The sequence below is a fragment of the Halobacillus litoralis genome, assembly GCF_009856415.1.
In the GTDB taxonomy this organism is placed as follows: Bacteria; Bacillota; Bacilli; order Bacillales; family Halobacillaceae; genus Halobacillus; species Halobacillus litoralis_C.
This window is the reverse complement of sequence record NZ_WMEZ01000001.1, coordinates 222,272-244,747: the sequence shown is the minus strand read 5'-3', so window position 1 is coordinate 244,747 and position 22,476 is coordinate 222,272. Positions and strand designations below refer to the sequence as shown.

The 22,476-nt window shown below is 44.3% G+C and carries 26 protein-coding genes and 1 pseudogene; 3 read left to right on the top strand and 24 right to left on the bottom strand.

All coding sequences use genetic code 11. The features are described from left to right. Positions 1-119: 119 nt before the first annotated feature. The 5 genes and pseudogenes from GLV98_RS01290 to GLV98_RS01270 form a co-directional block, all read right to left on the bottom strand. Positions 120-1,466, bottom strand: a complete 1,347-nt coding sequence (locus GLV98_RS01290; protein WP_160911311.1) for a GH1 family beta-glucosidase — start codon at positions 1,464-1,466, stop codon at positions 120-122. 30 nt (positions 1,467-1,496) lie between these two features. After that, positions 1,497-2,513: pseudogene (locus GLV98_RS01285) on the bottom strand (LacI family DNA-binding transcriptional regulator); the annotation flags it as partial. Between the two features lie 76 nt (positions 2,514-2,589). Continuing rightward, on the bottom strand, positions 2,590-3,423 hold the full coding sequence (locus GLV98_RS01280; RefSeq protein WP_089651846.1) for a carbohydrate ABC transporter permease: 834 nt from the start codon (positions 3,421-3,423) through the stop codon (positions 2,590-2,592). Then, complete coding sequence (locus GLV98_RS01275) at positions 3,420-4,328, bottom strand: carbohydrate ABC transporter permease (protein ID WP_089651894.1); 909 nt, start codon at positions 4,326-4,328, stop codon at positions 3,420-3,422. The genes GLV98_RS01280 and GLV98_RS01275 overlap by 4 nt, the downstream gene beginning before the upstream one ends. Before the next feature lie 114 nt (positions 4,329-4,442). Next, positions 4,443-5,723, bottom strand: a complete 1,281-nt coding sequence (locus GLV98_RS01270; protein ID WP_160911306.1) for an ABC transporter substrate-binding protein — start codon at positions 5,721-5,723, stop codon at positions 4,443-4,445. Positions 5,724-6,043: 320 nt separating this feature from the next. Here GLV98_RS01270 and GLV98_RS01265 point away from each other — a divergent pair, with 320 nt between their 5' ends. After that, entirely contained in the window at positions 6,044-6,229 is a 186-nt protein-coding gene (locus GLV98_RS01265) for a hypothetical protein (RefSeq protein ID WP_160911304.1), read from the top strand. 39 nt (positions 6,230-6,268) lie between these two features. On the opposite strand, the gene GLV98_RS01260 is transcribed toward GLV98_RS01265, so the two are convergent. The 5 genes from GLV98_RS01260 to GLV98_RS01240 form a co-directional block, all read right to left on the bottom strand. Continuing rightward, positions 6,269-6,664: a hypothetical protein gene (locus GLV98_RS01260; protein WP_160911302.1), complete on the bottom strand. Its 396-nt coding sequence runs from the start codon at positions 6,662-6,664 to the stop codon at positions 6,269-6,271. Between the two features lie 140 nt (positions 6,665-6,804). Continuing rightward, positions 6,805-7,533, bottom strand: coding sequence for a P-II family nitrogen regulator (locus GLV98_RS01255; RefSeq protein ID WP_160911300.1), 729 nt, complete (start codon positions 7,531-7,533; stop codon positions 6,805-6,807). Continuing rightward, positions 7,487-8,257 carry a DUF1538 family protein gene (locus GLV98_RS01250; protein WP_160911298.1) on the bottom strand — a complete coding sequence of 257 codons (771 nt, stop codon included), beginning with the start codon at positions 8,255-8,257 and terminating at the stop codon, positions 7,487-7,489. The genes GLV98_RS01255 and GLV98_RS01250 overlap by 47 nt, the downstream gene beginning before the upstream one ends. Beyond that, entirely contained in the window at positions 8,254-8,946 is a 693-nt protein-coding gene (locus GLV98_RS01245) for a DUF1538 domain-containing protein (RefSeq protein ID WP_160911296.1), read from the bottom strand. Before GLV98_RS01245 ends, GLV98_RS01250 begins: the two co-directional genes overlap by 4 nt. Before the next feature lie 329 nt (positions 8,947-9,275). Next, positions 9,276-9,761 carry a hypothetical protein gene (locus tag GLV98_RS01240; protein ID WP_160911293.1) on the bottom strand — a complete coding sequence of 162 codons (486 nt, stop codon included), beginning with the start codon at positions 9,759-9,761 and terminating at the stop codon, positions 9,276-9,278. 155 nt (positions 9,762-9,916) lie between these two features. Here GLV98_RS01240 and GLV98_RS01235 point away from each other — a divergent pair, with 155 nt between their 5' ends. Continuing rightward, complete coding sequence (locus GLV98_RS01235) at positions 9,917-10,915, top strand: LLM class flavin-dependent oxidoreductase (RefSeq protein WP_160911291.1); 999 nt, start codon at positions 9,917-9,919, stop codon at positions 10,913-10,915. Between the two features lie 57 nt (positions 10,916-10,972). Here the strand turns inward: GLV98_RS01235 and GLV98_RS01230 are convergent, their stop codons facing one another. The 4 genes from GLV98_RS01230 to GLV98_RS01220 all read right to left on the bottom strand — a co-directional run bounded on the left by GLV98_RS01230 (position 10,973) and on the right by GLV98_RS01220 (position 12,801). Next, entirely contained in the window at positions 10,973-11,239 is a 267-nt protein-coding gene (locus GLV98_RS01230; RefSeq protein WP_160911289.1) for a hypothetical protein, read from the bottom strand. A 7-nt stretch (positions 11,240-11,246) separates the two neighbouring features. Then, positions 11,247-11,408: a hypothetical protein gene (locus GLV98_RS19935; protein WP_202409873.1), complete on the bottom strand. Its 162-nt coding sequence runs from the start codon at positions 11,406-11,408 to the stop codon at positions 11,247-11,249. Positions 11,409-11,514: 106 nt separating this feature from the next. After that, positions 11,515-11,991: an HIT family protein gene (locus tag GLV98_RS01225; protein ID WP_160911287.1), complete on the bottom strand. Its 477-nt coding sequence runs from the start codon at positions 11,989-11,991 to the stop codon at positions 11,515-11,517. Between the two features lie 666 nt (positions 11,992-12,657). Continuing rightward, positions 12,658-12,801, bottom strand: coding sequence for a hypothetical protein (locus GLV98_RS01220; protein WP_160911285.1), 144 nt, complete (start codon positions 12,799-12,801; stop codon positions 12,658-12,660). A gap of 123 nt (positions 12,802-12,924) precedes the next feature. Here GLV98_RS01220 and GLV98_RS01215 point away from each other — a divergent pair, with 123 nt between their 5' ends. Then, entirely contained in the window at positions 12,925-13,062 is a 138-nt protein-coding gene (locus GLV98_RS01215; protein ID WP_160911282.1) for a hypothetical protein, read from the top strand. 45 nt (positions 13,063-13,107) lie between these two features. On the opposite strand, the gene GLV98_RS01210 is transcribed toward GLV98_RS01215, so the two are convergent. The 10 genes from GLV98_RS01210 to bioB form a co-directional block, all read right to left on the bottom strand. Next, positions 13,108-14,082 (bottom strand): carbohydrate-binding protein, encoded by a 975-nt coding sequence (locus GLV98_RS01210; protein ID WP_160911280.1) that lies wholly within the window; start codon positions 14,080-14,082, stop codon positions 13,108-13,110. A gap of 149 nt (positions 14,083-14,231) precedes the next feature. After that, a complete protein-coding gene (locus GLV98_RS01205; RefSeq protein WP_160911278.1) occupies positions 14,232-14,954 on the bottom strand; it encodes an exonuclease domain-containing protein in 723 nt (240 codons plus the stop codon). Continuing rightward, positions 14,951-15,916, bottom strand: a complete 966-nt coding sequence (locus GLV98_RS01200) for a DUF294 nucleotidyltransferase-like domain-containing protein (RefSeq protein WP_160911275.1) — start codon at positions 15,914-15,916, stop codon at positions 14,951-14,953. The genes GLV98_RS01205 and GLV98_RS01200 overlap by 4 nt, the downstream gene beginning before the upstream one ends. 27 nt (positions 15,917-15,943) lie before the next feature. Beyond that, the gene (locus GLV98_RS01195; protein WP_160911273.1) at positions 15,944-17,209 is read right to left on the bottom strand and encodes an ammonium transporter; all 1,266 of its coding nucleotides are present in this window, start codon (positions 17,207-17,209) and stop codon (positions 15,944-15,946) included. Positions 17,210-17,415: 206 nt separating this feature from the next. After that, positions 17,416-18,171: a polysaccharide deacetylase family protein gene (locus GLV98_RS01190; protein ID WP_237417011.1), complete on the bottom strand. Its 756-nt coding sequence runs from the start codon at positions 18,169-18,171 to the stop codon at positions 17,416-17,418. Between the two features lie 121 nt (positions 18,172-18,292). Beyond that, positions 18,293-18,586, bottom strand: a complete 294-nt coding sequence (locus tag GLV98_RS01185; protein WP_160911271.1) for a hypothetical protein — start codon at positions 18,584-18,586, stop codon at positions 18,293-18,295. A gap of 102 nt (positions 18,587-18,688) precedes the next feature. Then, positions 18,689-19,051: a rhodanese-like domain-containing protein gene (locus GLV98_RS01180; RefSeq protein ID WP_160911269.1), complete on the bottom strand. Its 363-nt coding sequence runs from the start codon at positions 19,049-19,051 to the stop codon at positions 18,689-18,691. Between the two features lie 12 nt (positions 19,052-19,063). After that, on the bottom strand, positions 19,064-19,447 hold the full coding sequence (locus tag GLV98_RS01175) for a rhodanese-like domain-containing protein (RefSeq protein WP_160911258.1): 384 nt from the start codon (positions 19,445-19,447) through the stop codon (positions 19,064-19,066). Between the two features lie 268 nt (positions 19,448-19,715). After that, positions 19,716-21,290, bottom strand: a complete 1,575-nt coding sequence (locus tag GLV98_RS01170; protein ID WP_160911255.1) for a long-chain-fatty-acid--CoA ligase — start codon at positions 21,288-21,290, stop codon at positions 19,716-19,718. 151 nt (positions 21,291-21,441) lie between these two features. After that, entirely contained in the window at positions 21,442-22,437 is a 996-nt protein-coding gene (gene bioB, locus GLV98_RS01165) for a biotin synthase BioB (RefSeq protein WP_423785000.1), read from the bottom strand. Positions 22,438-22,476: the final 39 nt, after the last annotated feature.

The following is a 22,476-nucleotide window of genomic DNA, read 5'->3' as shown; positions in this document are numbered from 1 at the left end:
GTTTATCTTTTTGTTCCTTGATCCTCAAGGACAGAAGACAATTTATAAAAAAGAAAGGGAAACGAGTATCTTCCTATAATGAATAGAACGAAACCGGTTTCCCTTTGGGTCAAAAAATTTTATCTTTCAAACTTGTGGTTCTTTACCGTGTCTTTGTACCAGTAGTAACTGTCTTTTCTCGTACGCTCGAATGTCTCGAAATTCACGTGGATGATTCCGAATCTCTTCTCATATCCTTCCGCCCACTCAAAGTTGTCAAGAAGGGACCAGACGATATACCCGACGATCGGTACCCCTGCTTCCATTGCACGGTTCAGAGCGGTCAAGTGTTGTTTGAGGTAATCTACGCGCTCTTTGTCGTGCACTTTTCCATCTTCCTCTACGCCATGGTTATAGCAGGCGCCGTTTTCCGTGATGTAAATCGGAACATCCCCGTACGTCTGATGAAGGTCCGTAAGGGTTTTATAAAAACCTTCCGAATAGATCGGCCAGTCGATATCGGTGCGGCGTTCATCAAGAGCGATTTCTTCGACTTGGAACAACCCTCCGTCTTCCTTGTAGCGGCCGAGACTTCCTGTATAATAGTTGATTCCCATCATATCAATTGGCTGGGAAATGATTTCAAGGTCACCCTCTTCCATGTTCAAGGTCGCGTCGTGTTCCGCAAACAATTTCACCAGAGTTTCTGGGTAGGTCCCTTTGAACACGGGGTCCATAAACCATTCTTTCTGCCACATCATTCCACGCTTACATGCATCAATGTCTTCTTGATTTGGGCTGTATGGCTCAAGCCAACCGACATTTGGTGCATACCCGATTTCTCCATCCGGTACAAGATCGCGGAAGGACTGAACCGCTTTTCCGTGTGCGAGCAACAAGTGATGGGAAACATCTACCGCCGCTTGCAAACTCGTTTTTCCAGGGGCATGGATACCTAGATAGTTAGATAAGAAGGATGCACACCAGGGCTCGTTGATCGTCAGCCACTTTTTCACCTGGCCGCCGAACTCCTGGAACATCGCATTCGCATAGGCTAAGAACGCCTCTGTCGTTTCGCGATTTTCCCATCCGCCTTTTTCCTGCAGAACTTGAGGGAGATCCCAGTGATAGAGCGTAATCATCGGCTCAATTCCGTTGTCAATCAGCTCCTGAACCAAGTTGCGATAGTACTCGACACCTTCTGGGTTCAATTCACCGGTCCCATCAGGAATGACGCGGGACCATGAAATAGAGAAGCGATACAAGTCGACACCGAGCTCCTTCAAGTGCTGCACATCTTCTTTATACATATGGTAACTGTTACACGCGTGATCGCCATGATCTCCGTTTTTAACATTGCCAGGAGTGTGGGAGAAGACGTCCCAAATGGATGCGGTGCGTCCTCCTTCCTTCGCAGCTCCTTCAATCTGGTAGGATGCGGTCGCTGCGCCCCATTTTAATTTGTCAGGAAATTGAATCGTTGTCATTGCCTTTACCTCCAGTTAATCTTTAGGAGTCTAGCGTTCTTTGGTAGATGCCCGCGGGACCAGCTCTGGGTCCACTTTGACATCCTGGATGTCGTGGTCGTCCTTGATCAAGTCTTCAAGCATATACGCCGCTAGTTTTCCTAGTTTTTGTTTGTCTTGCTTTACAGTCGTCAGTGGTGGATCACTGTACCGGCAAGCTTCGATATCATCGCAACCGATCAATTGGATATCTTCAGGAACAGATAATCCTTCTTCCTTCATGGCCTTTAATGCGCCAAGGGCCATCATATCGGAAGCTGCGAAAACCGCTTCAGGGAGCCGGTCTCCTTTTAGAATTTCTTTCATTCCTTCATAACCACTGTCTTCGAAAAAGTCGCCGTAGTAGATCCAGTCCTTGTTAATCGTAAGTCCGAATTGGTTCATCGCATCAATAAACCCGATGTTCCGGATACTCGATATGAGGGAATCTTGTTTCCCTCCGATGTAGGCGATGTTACGGACTTTGTTCAAATAAAGATACTCGACGACTTTTGCTCCGATTTTTGCGTTGTCTGTCATAATGTAGCTGGACCTCGGACCTTCCAGCTTCAAGTCAATCCCGATACAAGGAATCTCGCTTTTCGCGATGTCATGGACAGCCTCTTCGATTTCATCACCAGCGATAACCAGGCATCCATCGACATGGAAATGCTTACACCTCTCTAAATACTTGCTTTCCCCTTTATAAAATTTTTCGTTAGAGAATAATAGCAAGTCATAGCCTAAAGCCCCTACGGCTCTTTTAAATGAATTGACGACTTCATTGAAAAACGGGTGAGTAAAATCGACATTGATCTTACCCGCATAAATCAAACCGATCAAATTCGATTTTTTCGTAGCCAGAGATTTGGCTGAAAACGTAGGTTGATATTTTGTATCTTCGATAATCTTATAGACTTTCTTTCGTGTCGATTCACTGATGCCTCCATAATTGTTGATGATCTTAGAAACAGTGGCTGGAGAAACACCTGCCATTTTTGCTATGTCACGTATTGTTAAATCCATTTCTTGTTCTCTCCTTAAAAGCTAGCCGCTCTGTGATTACCATCTATTGTATCAACAATTACGAGTGGATGGCATAGATTTACTTGATCGACCCTTCTGTGATGCTTGAAATGAACCAGCGGTTGAAAATCAAGAAGATGATAATCAACGGAACAGTTGCCCAGAATACCCCGGAAAGCAGCATACCAAAGTCAACACGGAACGCGTTGTTCAATGATGCGAGTGCCACTTGCAATGTGTAGGACGCCGGGTCACGCAATACGGTAAACTGCCATAAGAATTCTCCCCATACAAGCGTGAATACGATGATACCTAATGTTGCAAAGGCCGGCTTGATGATTGGAAGCACAATGCTCCGGAAAATTCTGAAGTTCGAACAACCATCAAGTTTTGCTGCTTCCATCAGCTCGTCCGGTACAGATTCACTGATGTATTGGCGCATTAAGAAGATGCCCAATGGATTCAACAAGAACAGCACTCCTGCCCCAAGTAACGTATCCAACCATCCTAATTGGGAAACGAGATAGAACTGTGGAATCAATCCCAGCTGAGGAGGGATGACCATCGTCAATAGAATCAGGATGAAGAAAAAGTTTTTACCTGGGAACTCGAACTTCGCAAAGGCGAATCCAGCCAAAGAGCTGATCAATAATACAGCGAGGGTTACTGTGGTACATAAAAGGATCGTATTCCACATCGCCTGAAAGAATGGAATCGTATCCAGGACTTTCATGAAGTTATTTACAAGTTGATCACCCGGCAAGAGTGTCGGAGGGATCGAGTTGTAAGCAGCACTAGGCTGAGTCGCCATAACAAACATCCAATAGAATGGAAAAATGGATAAAATGGAAGCGATCCATAAGATGATGTAAACGGGAAGCGTCCCTTTTTTCAATCCTTTAGATTTTCTCATTTCGTAAACGCCCTCCTTTTCTGCTTACGACCGACTCCAGAAGTCAACCACGTATTCAATGCTGCGGCACCGACGATAATGATGAGCAATAATACAGCTGTTGCTGAAGCTGTTCCAAATGAACCTAAGTTGAAGGCGTCACGATAAAGATACATAACGACGGTCATGGCTTCATCTCGGTTGAAAGCGGAAGAACCTAAGAATACCGCTGGTTCAGCGAACAATTGCAGTGCTCCTACAGTAGACATGAAGACCGTCAGGATGATGAATGGTTTCAGCATTGGAATGGTAATGTGAAGGAATTGCTGAACCTTGCCAGCACCGTCGATGGTTGCTGCTTCATACAAGTCTTTCGGAATACTTTGCAATCCTGCTAGATAGATGATCGTGTTGTAACCGACCCATCGCCAGAAAACCATTAAGGAAATCGCGATTTTCGCTCCCCATTCAGACGTTTTCCAACTGACAGGATCGACCCCGAATAGACCGATTACATAGTTCGCCAAAGCTGTCTCACTACTACTGAAAAACACACCGAATACTAAAGCTACGGCTACCATAGATGTGATGTATGGCATAAAGATTGTCACTCGGAAAAAGTTCGTGAATCGGATGACGGCCATGTTCAGGAAGTAGGCCAAAATAATTCCGACGATCAATTGTGGTGCTGTCCCCATCAAGCCGATGATGACGGTGTTATACAGGGATTTCCAAAACAATGGATCCTGAAGGACGACAACAAAATTGTTCAACCCTACGAAGTCCATCTCTCCAAGTCCATTCCAATCCTGGAAGGCCAATACGATACTAAAAACCGCTGGATAAAGACCTATAATGCCAAAAATGATGAAAAAGGGCGCAATATATAAATATCCTGACAGCATATCTTTTTTCTTTTCAGACATTTGGGTAGTGGATTTTTTCACTTTTGAGGCTTGCTGACGTTTTTGTACATTCTCCACATGATTCCCTCCTTTATGTAGGAAGGCCGGATGGATCCCATCCAGCCCTTAAAACCTTTAGCGTTTCACTAAACCTTCAATACGTTCAACGGCCGCTTCCCATTCTTCTTGAGGATCTGCGCCTTCTTGAACATTTCTTAGAGCTGTCAATACTTCATTGTTTACAGTTACATATTTCGGTCCTTTGTAAACTTCAGGAATTTCTTTTGCCGCTTCTGCAAAGTAAGCAGCTGTGTTCTGTCCGCCGAAATACTCATCAGAGTTGTTCACGAATTCTTCCATTTCGTACACTTCTGGAGCAGATGGGAACAAACCACTTTCCACGAAGGACTCCAATTGGTTTTCAGGAGAAAGCATCCATTTAGCGAATTTGTAGGCTTCTTCACTATGTTTCGTTTCAGAAGGAATCGCTACGTAAGATCCTCCCCAGTTTCCGGCGAAGTCTGTTGGAAGTGTTGTCACTCTCCACTTTCCTGCGCCTTCTGGTGCGTTTTCAGTCATGTAACCTTTCAACCAAGCAGGAGCCATCTCAACAGCAAATCCACCTTGGTTCAAGGCATTCGCCCACTCTGGTGTCCACATTTCGAATGAACCTACGACACCTTTATCATGGAGTTCAACTGCATAGTCATAAGCTTCTTTTACTCCGTTATCTGCTTCACCAATCAATAGTTCACCATCACGGTTGAAATAGCTGACTTCAAGAGCATCCATGTTTGCACGGAACGCCATTTCCATACTGTCGACCATTGGTTTTCCTGTTTTATCTAAAACGGTTGTTGCTGCTTCTTTGAATTGTTCTGGAGTTGAAATCATTTCACTGACTTTATCAGGATCTGTCGGTAGTCCCGCTTCTTCGAATACTTCTGTGTGGAAGTACATCGCCTTCGGACCTATGTCTGTCGGCAAACCGAACAAGAAATCTCCTTCTCCGTTTTCAGCCATCTTCCATTTCCAATCTAAGTATTGATCCTGGATCTCTTCTGCTCCTAAGTCGTACAAGTTAACAAAACGATCTTGCGCTTCACGGTAACGGTCTAACTGGTCGACCTCGATCATCGTAAGATCTGGTGCGCCTGTCCCAGCTGAAATCGATGTGAACAAACTATCGTGGTGATCGCCAAGCTCAGAGTTTTTGATATTGATTTTGACATTCGGATTTTCTTTTTCATATTCTTTCGCTAAATCTTCATAGTTGGTAGCACCGAAAACCCAGAAATCTAGAGTGACTTTGCCTTCACCTGAAGCCGACTCTTCATCGCCACTGCTACATGCATAAAGGAACATCGATAAGACCAACAACATAACGACAGCTAAATTCTTTTTCACTTTCACCATTCCTTTCGTATTCCTGCCTAATTTCTCTTCCCCCCACATTAACGAAACCGGTTTCGTTAATGTTTAAAAAAAATCAATCGATTTATTAGGTTAGCTTGATTATATCGACTAATGTATCCGTTTTCAATGGTTTTTTTAAATTTTTTCACAATTAATTATATTTTTTAGTAAACCGGTTTCCTTATACTTCTTATAGAGGATTTATTTCGTTTATTACATTGAACAGTTCCTTAGACGCATTTCTTGTCATAAACCGCATGAAAACGGTTAGACGGGGAATAGGGTTAATGTAAGCCAAAAACATCGAGGAGGAACGAAACATGTTATGGCTCTTGCTATTGATTCCGATCGTATTGATTGGCCTAACCATCTATTTCGACCGTAAGCGAAAAGCCCAGCCTCATGTCAATATGGCACATGAAAATAAAGAAGCCTACGAAGAAATGTATTACGAAGAAGGAGCTGCAAAAAAATCAGCAGACCCTAAACATACGAAACCTTTTTAAAGGCATAGAAAAACGGAAGCTCCCCCGGCTTCCGTTTTTTTAATGCTCATGAGAGGAATGTTGTCCATCACCAAGCAAAAAGCTTTCCAAATCCTCGATATGTGACGTGCGGAAAACAATCTCCCTCGTATCTAAAACGATAAATTGCGGCAGCTCTTCAATGTTCAAAAGTATCTTATAATCATAGGGTTCATCAGGCACCCTCTTCAGGATGTTGAATGAGTAGAGCTTGTTCTCCCAAACTTCAGGATCATTGAACCTCTGATTGATTTCATTTTGAAACACTTCTTCAGAGTCCTTTTCACTTTTAAAAGCAAGAACACTGTAACGTCCATCCACCTCTGAGGTTATTTCATCCATCAGTTTCTCTTTTTCAGAACTGCACCCTGCAAGAAGGACAAACATGCCAAACGCAAAAATGAGAAACTTCCTCAACCTCTCTCCCCCTTATGCTCTGGAGCTTATTGAATCTCTTAACCTGCCTACGATTTGATGTTCGATTTGATCACTCATTTCCGCGTTCTCAAATGCAAGTTAGGAAGTCTTCTTTCTTTTCTGCTATGATTTGCTTGCCCTCACTCCTTCATATCTTCACTCCATTGTTGATTTAATAGATGGTTGATCCCTACCGTCCGTTCAACATCCAGCACAAAGGCAATGCCTCTTCCCGGCTCATCCAGTCTGGCTCCTCTTTCAATCGCATGCAGGACTCCATCACATTTTTCTTTCACGATCAATGTAAGCACGACTTCTTTTTCAGGTTCAATTAATATATTAAAGAGTTTCGCCTTTTCATGTATTCCCGTCCCTCGTCCTGTGAGGATGGTACCGCCCTCTGCTCCTGCCTCCTTAGAGGCGTCTACGACTTTTTCCGCATCCCCTTTATTGACGATCGTCACAATCAGATCATAGGATAATTTCTGCTTCTCCACCTGCATCACATCCTCACCTGCGTTCTGTTCTGCTTCAAGGCCCAGTCCGATCATATGATTGATGCCACTAATATTTTTCGTATCGATAACAAACCCGATGCCGTGCCTCGGCCGGTTCAATTTTGCTGAATCGATAATGGCTTCCATGACCGACTCATAAATAGAATTGGAAACGAGAGTTAAAATGACCTCCCGCTCCCTTTCTACAGGGATACCAAGAAAACGCTTCTTTTCATCCATTCTGAAGCCTTTCCCAAATAAAGTGGTCCCACCTTGGGCACCTGCAAGAGTCGAGGCATGGACGACTTTTTTTGCTTTCTCTTTTTTAACGATCGTTACTATGAGCTTTTGTCCGGAGTTGTTCTTTGTCATACTGCTCCTGCTCCTTTCTCCTGTAGATCACGCCTAAAGTAAGGACAGAAATAATCGGGGCCAAAGCTACGAGAGCGACCATTCCAAAACCGTCCAACAGTGGATCACGTCCTTCTGTGACAGAGGCAATGCCTACGAATAGACTCAGTATAAAAGTGGCGGTCATCGGGCCTGTGGCTACTCCACCAGAGTCAAAGGCAACCGATGTGAATGTCTTATTGGAAAATCGGACAATAACCAAGGCAAACAGGTAACCAGGGACAACAAAATACCAAATCGGGATCCCTATTAAAATGCGCACCATGGAAAGCGCTATTGAAAGTCCGACACCAATAGAAAGTGTATAGAGCAGTAATTTCTGCGGGATATAGCCGCCGGAGACTTTTTCAACCTGATGGGTAAGCACACTGACCGCTGGCTCTGCATAAATCGCAACAAAACCTAGGACAAAACCGATGGGTACAAGCACCCACGTGTGTTCTATCGTTCCAAGCTTCTCCCCCATCATGCTGCCAACAGGCAGGAAACCGATATGGACCCCTTGCAAAAACAGGGCCAAACCTGCATAGGTCAAAAAGAAGCCAATCATGATGTCCTGTAACTTTTTCCAGGGGAGCTTAAGAAAAACAAGTTGAAAGAGAAGGAATAAGAAGAATAATGGAATGAGCGCTGTCGCAACATCAAACAGGACGTGCCAGAAACCATCGAAGATTTTGATATTCACCCATAAATCACCCCCAAAAGGAGAACGGATAAAATCGGACCAATCGAAGCTAAGGCGACAAGACCAAACCCATCACCCGATGACGATTTCCCACGCATGACCGCGGCCACACCGACACCGAGCGAAAGGATAAACGGTACCGTCAACGGGCCAGTGGTCACTCCGCCGGCATCAAAAGATATTGGGACGAAAACACCCGGTGTAAAGGCTGCCAGGAGAAAGACAGCTGCATAGCCTCCTGCAAGCAAGTAAACAATGTTGATACTGAAGATGATCCGGAACATGGCGAGCGCTACAAACACACCTACTCCGATGGCAACGGAAAGGATAAGAATGTCCATAGGGATCTGTCCACCAGAAACCTGATCGACCTGAGAAGAGAGCACACGCACGTCAGGTTCTGCTATGGTCACCACAAGGCCGAGAAGAAATCCGAAAAAAACGATCAGCCAGACTCTTTTCGTTTTAGACAAGGCAGAGCCAATCATTTCTCCAATCGGTAACAATCCGATGTTGACTCCGAGCAAAAACAGCACCAATCCGGCCCCGACCATCGCTACGCCAATGAGAAATTGAAAGAACATGTCCAACGGAAGCCAGACTAAAGTGAATTGAAGGATGGTGATGACGATCGTGATGGGGAGTATGGAGAGGACGACTTCAAGAAACGTCTCTTTAATATTGTCCATCTAAAGCCTCCTTCGTAAAAGTTGAGGAGCTTGTATATAGATGTTCCGTTTCTAAAAAAAGTTTTTCTATCTCTATTATATCATTAAACATATCCAATCATGATAACGATCATTGTCTTACCTTTTTCTCATGGCTCGTCGTTCGGCGTAAGAGACACATGACCTGCAGACGAGCACCACTTCCCCCTGGTCATTCTTATACGACTTCGGGTCCACGGCCTTCTTCTTACAGATTGCACAAGACTTTCGGGTAAACAAGTTCTTCAAATGTTTGAGCATCTTCATCCCCCTTCATGGCGTTAAGCTAAACTACATAGTGGTTTCAATCCTCAGGTCTCTTTACGCTGAAAAAGATAGACCGCACCACCGACGAGAGAGAGGAAGCACACAAATAAGAACGTGCCAAGGATGAGATCGTTCCGCTCCACCGTCTCTCCTTTTTCCAAAGAAGAGCCTGAAACTGCTTGCCCTTCACTCACGTAAGTGTAAGCAGCTTCACGCTCTGCTTTTCTAAACACACCTTCACGTTCCTCAACGGCAATCACTTGTGTTGTGGGTTGGCCGTTGATTTTATAATAGGCCGTCCCTTTTTCAAAAACATTCGAGAAATTCCCCTCATACTGTTGCATATCCGAGTATGCCGTCACTTCCCCAATCTTTTCTCCCACTTGCACTTCTACCGCTGCTTCTTCAACGACATAAATGAAACCATCATAGACGACGAAAGGATAGGCCCATGAAGTGGCTGAAGCTGTTGTAGCTGAATAGCAAAATGGGAAAAGTAAACAACAGAGTGTAAGCAAGATTCTCCGCATCGTCTACCCCCTTTGGGAAATAGACGTCTGAATCTGGAATAAGTTTCAAACAAAATATTTTGAGACACGAAATACAGCTGATATGATAAGTGTTGTCATCCGAATGAAAAGTTATCGTGACCACTAATAAATTGAAGCAGAAAAGAGGTTATCCTATGTCTGTACAAGGTTTAGCAAATACTAAATTCTCGGTCCTCGACCTTGCCCCTGTCATTGAGGGTGGAACGCCGGCGGATTCTTTCCGAAACACGGTGGACCTTGCTCAACATGTTGAAAAGTGGGGATTCACAAGGTACTGGATGGCCGAACATCATAACATGCCTTTTATCGCCAGTTCCGCAACATCTGTTGCGATCAGTCATGTACTACACAATACCGAATCCATCCGCGTCGGTTCAGGTGGAGTCATGCTTCCCAACCACGCCCCACTCGTTGTCGCTGAACAGTTCGGCACACTAGAAACTCTGTTTCCCGGACGTGTCGATTTAGGTCTTGGACGTGCTCCAGGAACAGACGGAATGACAGCTCGGGCTTTACGGAGAAACCTGGACTCTGACCCCAATGAGTTTCCTGCGATGTTGGATGAGTTACGAGGCTATTTTGCAGGAGATCACCACATTCGCGCCATTCCAGGAGAAGGACTGGACATTCCAGTTTGGCTGCTCGGCTCTAGTGGATTCAGCGCACAACTTGCCGGCCAACTCGGACTGCCGTTTTCATTTGCCAGCCACTTTTCACCGAACAACACACGCGGCGCATTGAATTTGTATCGTTCAAGTTTTCAGCCTTCTGAAGTAATGGACGAACCCTACGTTATGGTGGGCGTCAATGTCGTTGCCGCAGATACGGATGAAGAAGCAGAAAGACTGGCCACGTCCCTGCAGCAACAATTCTTGAATCTTGTACGAAACACGAATCACTTACTCCAGCCACCCGTTGATAACATGGATGAAGTGTGGACAGCACAAGAAAAAGCTGCTCTAAGACAGCAACTTGGCGCATCTATTATCGGAAGTAAAGAGACGGTGAGAGAACAACTGAAGAAATTCCAGGAAGAGACCGAAGCTGACGAAATGATGGTCATTTCCCAAATCTACGACCACAGCGCACGTTTGCGGTCCTATGAAATCATTTCTGAGATCATAAATGAATGATTATGAAAGCATCCATGATAGAAAAGAAGTCCCTCTGCGATCCAGAGGGACTTCTTATTATATAATATATGTACAAAACAGAAAGACAAAAACGCCTGTAGCGGTAAGAAAATGTAGAATCGAATAGGCTCCTCTACGGTTTTCAATTTCAATCATTCCTGTAACAAACATCAGGAAACCTATCATCAATAGCATGAAAGGCAGGATACGAAAATCTTCTGTCCATAAACCATAGCCGCTCAAACTGATGACAAGCAGCCCAATAATAAAACGGATGATCGTTAATATTCGAAGACGTAATCCCGTCTCACTTCTCCATTCCACGTGAACTTCAACCTCCCATAAACCCACCAAGAAACAAAGCTAATGCGACACTCACCAGGGCCGACACAGCCCAATCTCTTTTTTTCGTAGTCTTTAATAATACATTCAGGACTGAACTGATACTAAAACAGATGACAAAAGCAATGAACACCATTAAAATACTGTCCATACCGCTCCTCCTATTTCAAAAGTGATTGAAAATAATACTACGTCATGCCATGCATGCCCCCATTCAATAGAAGCCGTAACCAGTATGTAACAGCACGAGGATGAACCTACTCTTTCAATCCTTCTGTTAACAAGCGAATGCCTTCCAACACGTGTGCATGATCCTTTTCGTTCTCTCTCGCATGAAGCAAAACAGGACGGACCGATTCCACCGAACGGCCGAATTCATACATCCAGTCATAACGGGGCACCATCCATAAATGGAAGTGGTGAGTCGTGTCCTCATTATAAAAATAATACACATGCTCAATCCCTAAGGTTTCCCTTTGTGCTTTCCTGATCTTTGTAAGGAAGGTGATATAGTCCTGTTGTTCATCTTCTGTTAATTCATCAAGGCCCTTGATGTGCCGTTTGGATGCTACAATGACTAACCCTCTGATAGGGTAAGCAACATCCTGATGTGCGTGGAAATGCTCGGTTTCTGCAATGACCCCTCCCTCGGGTTCAACTGTCCCACTTGTCAAAGCACAACTGAGACAGTCCACTTCCACCATGTCACCATTCGATAACGTTATCGTACGCATGTCATCCCTCTTTTCACTTTTACGTTTACATTATATAAGCTCCCTATTCTTGAAGACTCAGTTTCAAGACTTTTTCGAGAGTTTAGGGGCTGCGGGAAAAGGTTCGCTTTCCATGGGGCGGGCGCTGAGCCTCCTCAGGCTACGCCTTCCGGGGTCTCACCTGTCCCACACGTCCCATAGGAGTCTCACCGTTTCCCTCCGCCCCTTTACCATATAATTGTCTCGAAACCACTTCTCCCTAACATGATTAAAGGAGGCGCAGTAATATATACTTGCAAGGCAGGTATACTGTCTTGCAAGCTTGATATAGTGGTCTTTATGCTTAATACACATGGATTAGTTGAGGACACTCCTTCTGAGTAGAGGAGGTCATTACTCCATACATCGAATGGGGTGGTTGGGAAGCTGCGAGACTCCCGCGGGAATGGATTGGCTGGCACAGACACCAAAGAGCTTTAGCTCGAGGAGGCTTGCCGTCATCCCCACAGGAAAGCGAGTGGCTTCCCAACCTCCCCTCTCTCAATACAACAACGAGCCTCGGGTATCTGGAAACTGAGTCTTCAACAATCCTGCCATATTCTATAATCATTCACCCCCATGTTTAACAGAGGTATATTAATTGATATCGGAAATAAGACCGATGAACCTTCCGATCCCTCTCAATAACTAGAAGACTATCCGGATGGGGAAAATGATCAGCTCAGGTAACCAAAGCAATAGTTCAAATAAGAAATCAACCATACCGGATTTATCAGCATTCTGTGTGCGTCGTTTCAATGCTTCTCTTTTGCTTTTCAACCATTGTCTCAACCGGACCACCTCTCTGTAATTCTTACGTTTTTTTCTTATAGAAGGTTTCATGGATGAAAATTTTTCCTCGTTTTACTCTCCCCATTATATACAAACTATGCCCATAAGAGGAGGTAGATGTTGATGGGAAAAAGAACGTCACAAATGAACGCAGCGAAAACGAACAATAAAACACCGAAAGAAAGCCTGCCGATTGAAGAAGAGATCGGTCACCGCACCAATAAAAATCGCCCCAAGCAAGGACCTGGAGCGAATGAATAAACGATAAAAACCTGAGGGATGTCCCTCAGGTTTTTGTTTGATTTATTATGAATACCATTTGTGCCACATGTGGTCATTCGCTCCGCGGACAAAGCAGTCAATCCGGTTCCTTCCCCATGATACAGCAGCTGGCGAAGATCGCACGCCCCCTCTTGGTGATCCAAGGTTCTCCCAGTTCCTCCATCGTCTGCCGTCCCACCATTTATGCCAGAGTTGATTATTATCTCCACGCACAAAACAATCCAGACGGTTTTGCGCCCAGGAAGAAACACCAGGGGTTCCATCAAATCCGCCTCTTGGTGACCCCAGATCTTCCCACTCACTCCAACGCGTTCCGTTCCACCACTTGTGCCACATGACATCATTTCTTCCCCTGACAAAACAATCAATTCGATTCGGCCCCCAAGATACAGCTGCAGGAGAACTCCGGACGCCTCCACTTGGAGCACCGAGATTTTCCCATTGTCTCCACCTCGAACCATCCCACCATTTATGCCAAAGATTGTTGTCGTCTCCTTGGACGAAACAGTCGAGACGATTTCTCTCCCAGGAGGATACAGCTGGCGATCCATCAAATCCAGGAGGTGGCGAACCGAGATCTTCCCATTCTCTCCACCTTGAACCGTCCCACCATTTGTGCCACATTCGGTCATTGGTACCTCTTACAAAACAATCAATTCGGTTCGGCCCCCAGGAAACAGCTCCAGGCGAGCTTCTTACCCCCCCACGAGGGGCGCCTAAGTCTTCCCACTCCCGCCATCTTGAGCCATCCCACCACTTATGCCAGAGACGGTTATCGCTGCCCCTGACAAAGCAATCCAATCGGTTCGCTTGCCATGATGACACAGACGGGGACCCTCTGAACCCTCTAGGAGGTGCTCCGAGATCTTCCCACCTCTTCCAACTGTCCCTCCATTGATTGAATGATTGATTTACCTGATAAGGATAAGCTTGATAAGTCGGTTGCCCATAATAACCCTGTTGATAAGGAACGTATGGATATTGGACATTACCTTCCATAGGGTAACCCCTATACCCATAAAAATCCGGCGGTCCTCCATAACCATAATAATAAGGTCCGTTTGGATACATGATGCTGTCATCCCCCCTTCATGGTGTCCTATCAATTTTATGCTGAAAAAAAGTAAAACATGAAAAGGTTCAGATCGTTATTCCATCGTGGCGATTCTTGCATAAATCTCGCTCAAATTTGAAAACCCTTCTTTCTTTAATTCTTTTATACAGACCACCCATAATTCAGCGGTTGCCACACTATCATAAAGGGCATGGTGGCGTTTTTTTATATCAATTCCATAATGCTCACAACATTCATCCAGCGTGGTCAGCCCCTGCTGGTTATGAAGAATTTTTGTCAAAAAGGCTGTATCAACAATTCTATGCTGAAACCTTTTTCTCAAGGCAATCCATGTCGCATGATTCATGAATTGCTTTTCATGATTGGCATGATGAGCGACAAGCAAATCCGCTTTCACATATTCAAAAAAGCTCTTCAAAGCATCGCGAAGGGGAGGAGCATCTTCAATCATTTCCCTTGTAATTCCAGTTAAAGATGCAATCTCTTGAGATGGCTCAGCCTCTGTCCCTACCAACGTGTAAAACGTTTGGCTATCGACCATTTGATTTCCTTTCACTTTCACAGCACCTATGGATAAAATCTGATCGCCGTTGTATGGATAAAAGCCGGTCGTTTCCAAATCGAAAACCGTAATACTCAAATCATCAAAAGGAAGATCAAGCGTATCCTCATTCTTCATCTCTCTCTCCAGGTTCCTTAAATACGCCATATTCGATGGATCATTCTGATTCAACGAAGAAAGTCCACCACCGATTTTCCCGGACAAATCTTTAACAAACTGTACAAAGGGGTTCATGATTGACCTTCTTTAACAATGGATTTCGCCATTTGATATAGTTTTTGGGCACTTTTGACCTGGTTTTTTAACTGCTTTTTCTCCTCTTTTGATAAATGTTCCACTTTAACCACGTGGACATTTTGATAATTGGCAGCATCTTTTTTCAGTTCCAACCTTTGCTGAAGGAATTGCCGGAACCCATTCTCATATTCAGAAAGAGTGGGGTAGAGGGAACGCAACGCTCCGAATCTTGATAAGGTTGAAGATTTGGTGACCTGTTGAAAAAGGGACAGAATTCTCAAAGCATTAATATATGGAAAATAGACGGTTTGTTTGAGATTGAAATGACCTTTTTTCTCTCCACTGTAATCCGGCAGCAGCTGTCCAAAAACTCCTACACCCTTTTTCACGTAATTGACATTATTCATCAACCTCGTGAAAATTTCCGGTTCACCCTCGATAACTGCGAAAGAAGTCTCTTTAACTTTGAGCAGCAAGGCTGATTCGCCCACCAACACTCTAGAGTCGAAGAAAATAAGGAAATGCCTCAGAGACTGCCACTCCGCATCTTTCAACCACTTTGAGATTTGTAGCGTGAATACTTCCACGGATTGACACCATAAAGGGTTGGAAGCCATCACGTTTCCCTCACATCGTTCATAACCGACGACGGCCATCCCTTCTCTGATTTCTTCTCCCAGTGATAAAAAATAGTCCTGATGCTTCTCGTCCCCATCAAACAGAATGCCGTGATCTTGATCACTCCATAACGACTGCTCATATCTGCCCGCACTCCCCATCAGAAAAAATGCAAAAGGAGCAGGAGGGGGCCCCTGCTCGCGTTCAATCTTTTCTTTTGACAGATGGAAAGTATGGTGGATCAATTGATCGTGAAAAGCATTCAGCTGCAAATGATCACCACTCACCGATTCAATCATTTCTTCCCGCCACACTCTGATTTCTTCATATGTTTTGAACATCCATCCCATCCTTTATGATTCCGTCTTTTACGCTCCTGATTTTGTCTTTTGAGGAGGCGTCAAATTTTCCGGGTATCCATAACCGCCGTGTTCACTTAAGTCAAGACCCATGATTTCTTCCTCTTCCGATACACGAAGGCCACCCATCGCCTTATCCATAATTTTAAGAATGAGGAAAGAAACGATGAACGCATACAACCCACTACTTACAACTCCGAGCGTCTGCACCCATAACTGCTCAAATCCACCACCATAAAACAAACCAGGACGACCCACAGAAGCAAGTTCTGGTGTGGCGAACAAACCATTGGACAATGTTCCCCATACACCTACGACACCGTGGACAGAAAGAGCGAAAATCGGATCATCGATTCTTCTTTTATCAAAGAAACGCATGCTGAAGAATACAATCCCACCACCGATCAAGCCAATTAAAACGGCTGCCCAAGGTTCAACGAAAGCACAAGATGCTGTAATCGCAACAAGACCAGCGAGGGCACCATTCAGTGTTGTCGGTACATCTGCTTTTCCAGTCACTGCCCAAACCATCAACATCGCACCGATGGCACCAGCACCAGCTGCCAATTGTGTGTTAAGAGCGACATAACCAAAGAACGCATCCGCTACACCGAACGTGCTTCCAGCATTAAATCCAAACCAGCCGACCCATAGGAGGAGCACTCCTAATGCTGTAAACACTTGGTTATGGCCAGCAATCTCATTTGATGAACCATCTTTGTTGTATTTACCGATTCGGGGTTTTAAGATGATTGTTGCCGCTAAAGCTGCCATAGCACCTGTCAAGTGGACAACCGTTGAACCGGCAAAATCCTGCTTCCCGTGTTCACCTAACCAGCCGCCGCCCCAGATCCAGTGCGCAATCACAGGATAAACGAGAACAGAAAATAAAATAGCGAAAATCACGTAAGCGACGAGTTTTGCCCTCTCAGCAAAACCACCAAAAGCGATCGTCATCGCAATGGCTGCAAACGCCAGCTGAAACAGGAAGTCTGTAGAACCAGCTAAGCCTTCCCCCATCGTCGTTGCATCCCCATAAAAGAAATTAGAAAAGCCAATAAATCCATTTCCTTCCCCATAAATCAATCCGTATCCTAATGCCCAGAATACCACAGAAACGATGCCTATCGTAAAAACCGTCTTCCCTGCAATATGGCCGGCATTTTTCATTCGTGTCGACCCTGCTTCTAGTAGGATAAAGCCCCCTTGCATCAATAAAACCAGGATCGTACAGACGATGATCCAAAGATTGTTCATCAAAAAAGTAGCATCCATTCTCTTAACTCCCCTTATGTTAGATTTTATAACATCTTATGTTATTAAGCATTGTATCAAAGTCGCAATATTTACACAACTATAAATGTCAGGTTTCTTAACATAGGGTATGAATGCAAATTCTTAAGTTGCTTAAAAAGCCTTCGTCACAGTCTTTTTTAACATATTTAAATAAAAAAAAGATCCCAAAATTTTGGGATCAGGGATCATTCTACTCCATTAACACCATGAAGGAGGTTATATTTTGTATGTTTTTGAAGTAATTCTGATACGGTAACAAATTGGTATCCTTCATCTTTTAGTTTAGGCAGAATCTGTTTTAAGGCTGCAATCGTCTGTGAACGATCGCCTCCAAAATCGTGAAAAAGGACAATGTCACCATTTCTCGTATTGTTTAATACGGTTTTTACAATATTATGGACACCAGGGCTTTTCCAGTCCCGCGTATCTTGATGCCAGGACCACATGACTACCATATAACCTTCTTCATTGGCCGTATTGACAATAATATCGTTATAGACGCCTCCAGGTGGACGAAACAATCTCGGCGGTGCCCCGGTCAAACTTTCAAGAACTTCTGACGTATTGTCCATTTCATGGATCAGTTCTTCTTTCGTTATGCCCGTAAAGTCCGGGTGATGAAAACTGTGGTTGGCAAGCTCGTGACCACTCTTCACCATCGACTTGATGAGCGCCGGATTTTCCTGAGCTCTTGATCCTACTACAAAAAATGTCGCTTTGGCGTTATACTCCTGTAAAATATCCAATATTTCCGGCGTGTACTCTGAACTTGGACCATCATCAAAAGTGATCGCTATATACTTTGATGAAATAGGCACATCCCAAATCGCCGTTCCTTGTTCCTCATAATAATTCCTGGGATGATTATTAGCGTAAACGCTTACAACACTCATGTAAACAATAATCATCAGAAATAAAAGAGACAGGGTGAATGTCTTCAAGTGAAGCACCCCTTTCCTTTTTTCATTAGTTTGCGGGTAAAAAGCTCTCTTATCCCAGCTAAAAAACGGAAGTGAATCCACACAAAAAACCAGTACCCTGCAGGAACTGGTTTTACAGTCGTTATTTTTGAGGTTTCAATATCGTACGTTGCAAAGGAACACCACCTATAGGAACATTCCTTTCAAAAAAGACGTATGGTTTTTCATCCACGATAAAAGTGTAATCCCCTTCGTAATGAACATCGTGTCCTCTTTCAATCAATTCTTTTTCAATGGCCTCGACATACGCCTGATGATCGATATGCCTCTTATCAAAATCAATTTGTATATGGCCTTTCCGGTAACCCATCAACGTATTGAACAAAACCAACAATCCAATACCGACAGCTCCAACTAATATATATACCCATAACATATCATCACCTCTGTCCCCTACAAATACGAGCAGGCTGCACGATAAGTTTAGATAATAAAAAAAGACCAGATTCTACTGATCTTTTTCGTGAGGGAACATTGGTCACCCCCAAGCACTCATGCCACCTTTAACGTTGGTGATTTTATCAAACCCTTGCTTTTTCAATACTTTCGCTGCGTTCATACTTCTCATCCCGCTTTGACAAATTAAAACGATTTCCTGATTGCGGTCCAATTCGCCCGATCGTTTTGCAAGATCAGAGAGAGGTACATTTTTAAATGGCTTTTTGTGATTCGCTCGATATTCACCAGGCGTCCGAACATCAATCCATTGCACATTTTTTTCTTTCAAACGCTTCTGTGTTTCTTGGACAGTTATATTCTGAACCCCTTTTACTGGTAAAAGCTTTTTAATTATGAACCAACCGAGTAACACTCCAATGATCCATGGGAGGATAGCTTCCATTTGTTTCACCCCTTACTTTTCAATCATACAGGGCATCGCCCGGCACTCCTGGTGCTGAACCGGGATGGTATACCCAATCACTTCATACCCTTTTCTTTTCAGCAGTCTCGCTGCCAAATTCTTTTCAACTTCATCTGAACAGATCAGAACAATCGGGCGCTGTGGGATATCTTGATGGTGCCTTTCGAGATATGCCAGTGGCAGACAAACCGCATGTTCCATTTTATCATGAGATGACGTTTGATAATCCCTCGTATCAACAGGAACGACCATGTCATCATTTTTTGCAGTTATTTCGGACATGTCCATCTTCTTCACATGAGAGACCGGGAGATAACGGTGAAGGATAAAAAGCCCCGCTCCAACGACTAACGTTACAATTAATACAAATGACATGATGTTCCTCCTTTTTGTCTTGAACTAAAAACATTTTATACCCTATAAGGTATATATGTCAACAATAAAACCTCTTGTTTCCAATGAACATTTAAGCAGAGTATGACCTTTTTTTCCAGAACAAGGTCTTATGCCGTATGTTTTCATCTGCTGAATACAAATGCGGTTCCCGATTACACCATTTCATACGTTTACACAGCTGGGACATTTTAAAAATTCCCAAACAAAAAAAGCCTAAAGCGTCGGCTTTAGGCTAATGGAACCTTCTTTAATTGACCATTCGATTGTGGTCTTTCCAAAACTTCTTCCGAATGACGACTTTCTGGATCTTTCCAGACGCTGTTTTCGGTAATTCTTCGATAAATGTTACGCTTTTTGGTGCTTTGAAATGAGCCAGCTTCTCACGGCAAAACAGAATCACCTCTTCTTCTGAGAGGGTTTCTCCTTCTTTCACCACGACTACCGCATGGGGTACCTCTCCCCACTTTTCATCCGGAACAGCAACGACTGCCGCTTCAAGGATAGACGGGTGTTCATATAAGGCAGCTTCCACTTCAATGGAAGATATGTTTTCTCCTCCACTGATGATGACATCTTTCTTACGATCGACAATTTCTATATTCCCTCCGTCATCAACCACAGCCATATCTCCCGTATGAAGCCACCCATCTCTTATCGCTTCATTGGTTGCTTCCACATTCTTATAATAGCCTTCCATCACATTGTTTGATTTGGTTACGATTTCCCCTATAGATTTTCCGTCGCTCGGTACCTCTTCTCCCAACTCATCCACAACCTTCACTTGGCTGCCGATCATGCTGTAACCAGCTTTCGCTTTCAGTCGATAACGCTCTTCCGCTGGTCGGTCCACATCCATCGATCGCAGTTCAGACGTAGTGATTAATGGTGAAATCTCCGTCATCCCGTACACCTGAACGAATTTCCATTTCAAGTCTTCTTCCACTTTCCGCACGAACGCGGGAGGAGGAGCGGAACCTGCGATTACGACTCTTACGTCTTGGTCAATCGATGGCTGCTTCTCTTCGTACGCCCCGATGACCATGTTTAACACGGTAGGCGCCATATGTAGCACGGACACATTGTATTTCTCTACTTTATTTAAAATTAATTCTGGATCGGTTTTACGAAGCATCACTTGTGTAGCACCGTTCGCCGTATAATAAAAAGGAGATCCCCACCCATTCACATGGAACATCGGCAGGACATGGAGTAGAGTATCCTGGTCGGAAACCCTTAAGTGATGCATGGATGACAAAGCATGGAGGTAATTGGACCGGTGGCTTAGCAATACCCCCTTAGGATCTCCAGTCGTTCCGCTTGTGTAAAGTAAAGAGGCGATGTCTGTCTCCTCTACATTCTCCCGATCAAAAGTGTCGGGTGAAAATTGGGACAGCCAAGACTCATACCCTTCCTTGGAAGGATCCCCATGCACAATCACTTTTTCTATGGAAGGAAGGTCCTGGACAACCTCTTGTACTAACGGCAGGAGAGTATGATCGACGAGGAGCACTTTACTTTCACTATGCTCTAAAATGAAACGGTAGTCCGCCGGCTTCAACCTTGTATTTAACGGGGTCATGACGGCCCCCAGCTGGAAGACACCGTAGAACCCTTCAAGCATCTCTGTCGAATTCGGTGCAAGATAAGCGACCTTGTCCCCTTTCTTCACTCCTAAAGATTCAAGCCCTCTTGATAACTGGTTGACCCGAGCGTTCAACTCGCGGTAAGTCAGTGTCCAGTCCTCATCAATGATCGCCGGCTTTTCTCCATACAAATGTACCGCCCTATCCAGAAATTCAGTCAATATCAATGGAACATGCATCGGATACCCTCTCCCTTTTCGGAAAAATTATTAAGCGCTTACATTTAATTCTAATTGTTATTCTGTACTATATCAATAGATGTATGGATATTGTGTACACGAACAGATCATTATCTTCACAAAAAGAAAAAACTGCCGTTTGGCAGTTTTCTCACATCATCACCTTATCTGCATTAACGACGTCGATTTCAAATCCGAGGTCTTCGATCATTCGGTGATCTTCCGTACTTTCCTGTCCATCCGTTGTCAGGTAATCACCGATGAAAATGGAATTCGCGGGATACAAACTGAACGGCTGAAGGCTCCGTAAATTCACTTCACGACCTCCGGAGACACGTATTTCTTTCGTTGGGTTGATGAAACGGAACAAGCAAAGGACCTTCAAGCAGTAGGAAGGTGTCAGTTCATCCGTCCCCTCTAATGCTGTACCATCAATGGCATGCAAAAAATTCACCGGAATAGAGTCTGCATCAAGAGCTTTCAAAGCACGTGCCATATCGATGACGTCCCGCTTCGTCTCTTTCATCCCAACGATGACCCCGGAGCAAGGCGAAATGCCAGCCGCTTTGGCATGACTCACTGTCCCAACCCTGTCATGATATGTATGACTTGTCGTTATTTCATCATGATGATTTTCTGAAGTGTTGATATTATGGTTGTAGCGGTCCACGCCAGCTTCTTTCAATTGCTCTGCCTGTTCAGCTTTCAATAAACCTAGACACGCACATACTCTCATATCATACGCTTCTTTGATTTCTTTGACTGCTGATGTGACGATATCAAGCTCCCGCTTGGATGGACCTCGCCCACTTGCCACGATACAGTAAGTTCCCGATCCCATTCTAGAAGCCTTTTCAGCACCTTTTACGATCGTGTCCTTATCCATCATTCGGTATTTTTGGATGGGGGCACTCGAATCTCTGGACTGTGAGCAATACCCACAGTTTTCCGGGCAGAAACCGGACTTCGTATTGACGATCATATTCAGTTTCACTTTGTTTCCATAGTGCGTTTTCCTAACTTGGTAGGCTTGGTGTAATAAGTTTAGAAGTTCATCGTCTGGACAGTTCAACACATCAAACGCTTCCTGATCTGTGATTTCTTCTCCATTCAACGATTTTTCCGCTAGACGACTCCACATACAGATTCCCCTTTCTGATGACTCATTTAGTTAACCTATAAATTT

What these genes read in the sequence shown, in the direction of transcription:
- GLV98_RS01290 (WP_160911311.1), bottom strand. Translation starts at nt 1,466, where the DNA reads ATGACAACGATTCAATTTCCTGACAAATTAAAATGGGGCGCAGCGACC.
- GLV98_RS01280 (WP_089651846.1), bottom strand. Translation starts at nt 3,423, where the DNA reads ATGAGAAAATCTAAAGGATTGAAAAAAGGGACGCTTCCCGTTTACATC.
- GLV98_RS01275 (WP_089651894.1), bottom strand. Translation starts at nt 4,328, where the DNA reads ATGTCTGAAAAGAAAAAAGATATGCTGTCAGGATATTTATATATTGCG.
- GLV98_RS01270 (WP_160911306.1), bottom strand. Translation starts at nt 5,723, where the DNA reads ATGGTGAAAGTGAAAAAGAATTTAGCTGTCGTTATGTTGTTGGTCTTA.
- GLV98_RS01265 (WP_160911304.1), top strand. Translation starts at nt 6,044, where the DNA reads ATGTTATGGCTCTTGCTATTGATTCCGATCGTATTGATTGGCCTAACC.
- GLV98_RS01255 (WP_160911300.1), bottom strand. Translation starts at nt 7,533, where the DNA reads ATGACAAAGAACAACTCCGGACAAAAGCTCATAGTAACGATCGTTAAA.
- GLV98_RS01245 (WP_160911296.1), bottom strand. Translation starts at nt 8,946, where the DNA reads ATGGACAATATTAAAGAGACGTTTCTTGAAGTCGTCCTCTCCATACTC.
- GLV98_RS01240 (WP_160911293.1), bottom strand. Translation starts at nt 9,761, where the DNA reads ATGCGGAGAATCTTGCTTACACTCTGTTGTTTACTTTTCCCATTTTGC.
- GLV98_RS01235 (WP_160911291.1), top strand. Translation starts at nt 9,917, where the DNA reads ATGTCTGTACAAGGTTTAGCAAATACTAAATTCTCGGTCCTCGACCTT.
- GLV98_RS19935 (WP_202409873.1), bottom strand. Translation starts at nt 11,408, where the DNA reads ATGGACAGTATTTTAATGGTGTTCATTGCTTTTGTCATCTGTTTTAGT.
- GLV98_RS01225 (WP_160911287.1), bottom strand. Translation starts at nt 11,991, where the DNA reads ATGCGTACGATAACGTTATCGAATGGTGACATGGTGGAAGTGGACTGT.
- GLV98_RS01215 (WP_160911282.1), top strand. Translation starts at nt 12,925, where the DNA reads ATGGGAAAAAGAACGTCACAAATGAACGCAGCGAAAACGAACAATAAA.
- GLV98_RS01210 (WP_160911280.1), bottom strand. Translation starts at nt 14,082, where the DNA reads ATGGAAGGTAATGTCCAATATCCATACGTTCCTTATCAACAGGGTTAT.
- GLV98_RS01205 (WP_160911278.1), bottom strand. Translation starts at nt 14,954, where the DNA reads ATGAACCCCTTTGTACAGTTTGTTAAAGATTTGTCCGGGAAAATCGGT.
- GLV98_RS01200 (WP_160911275.1), bottom strand. Translation starts at nt 15,916, where the DNA reads ATGTTCAAAACATATGAAGAAATCAGAGTGTGGCGGGAAGAAATGATT.
- GLV98_RS01195 (WP_160911273.1), bottom strand. Translation starts at nt 17,209, where the DNA reads ATGGATGCTACTTTTTTGATGAACAATCTTTGGATCATCGTCTGTACG.
- GLV98_RS01185 (WP_160911271.1), bottom strand. Translation starts at nt 18,586, where the DNA reads ATGTTATGGGTATATATATTAGTTGGAGCTGTCGGTATTGGATTGTTG.
- GLV98_RS01180 (WP_160911269.1), bottom strand. Translation starts at nt 19,051, where the DNA reads ATGGAAGCTATCCTCCCATGGATCATTGGAGTGTTACTCGGTTGGTTC.
- GLV98_RS01175 (WP_160911258.1), bottom strand. Translation starts at nt 19,447, where the DNA reads ATGTCATTTGTATTAATTGTAACGTTAGTCGTTGGAGCGGGGCTTTTT.
- GLV98_RS01170 (WP_160911255.1), bottom strand. Translation starts at nt 21,290, where the DNA reads ATGCATGTTCCATTGATATTGACTGAATTTCTGGATAGGGCGGTACAT.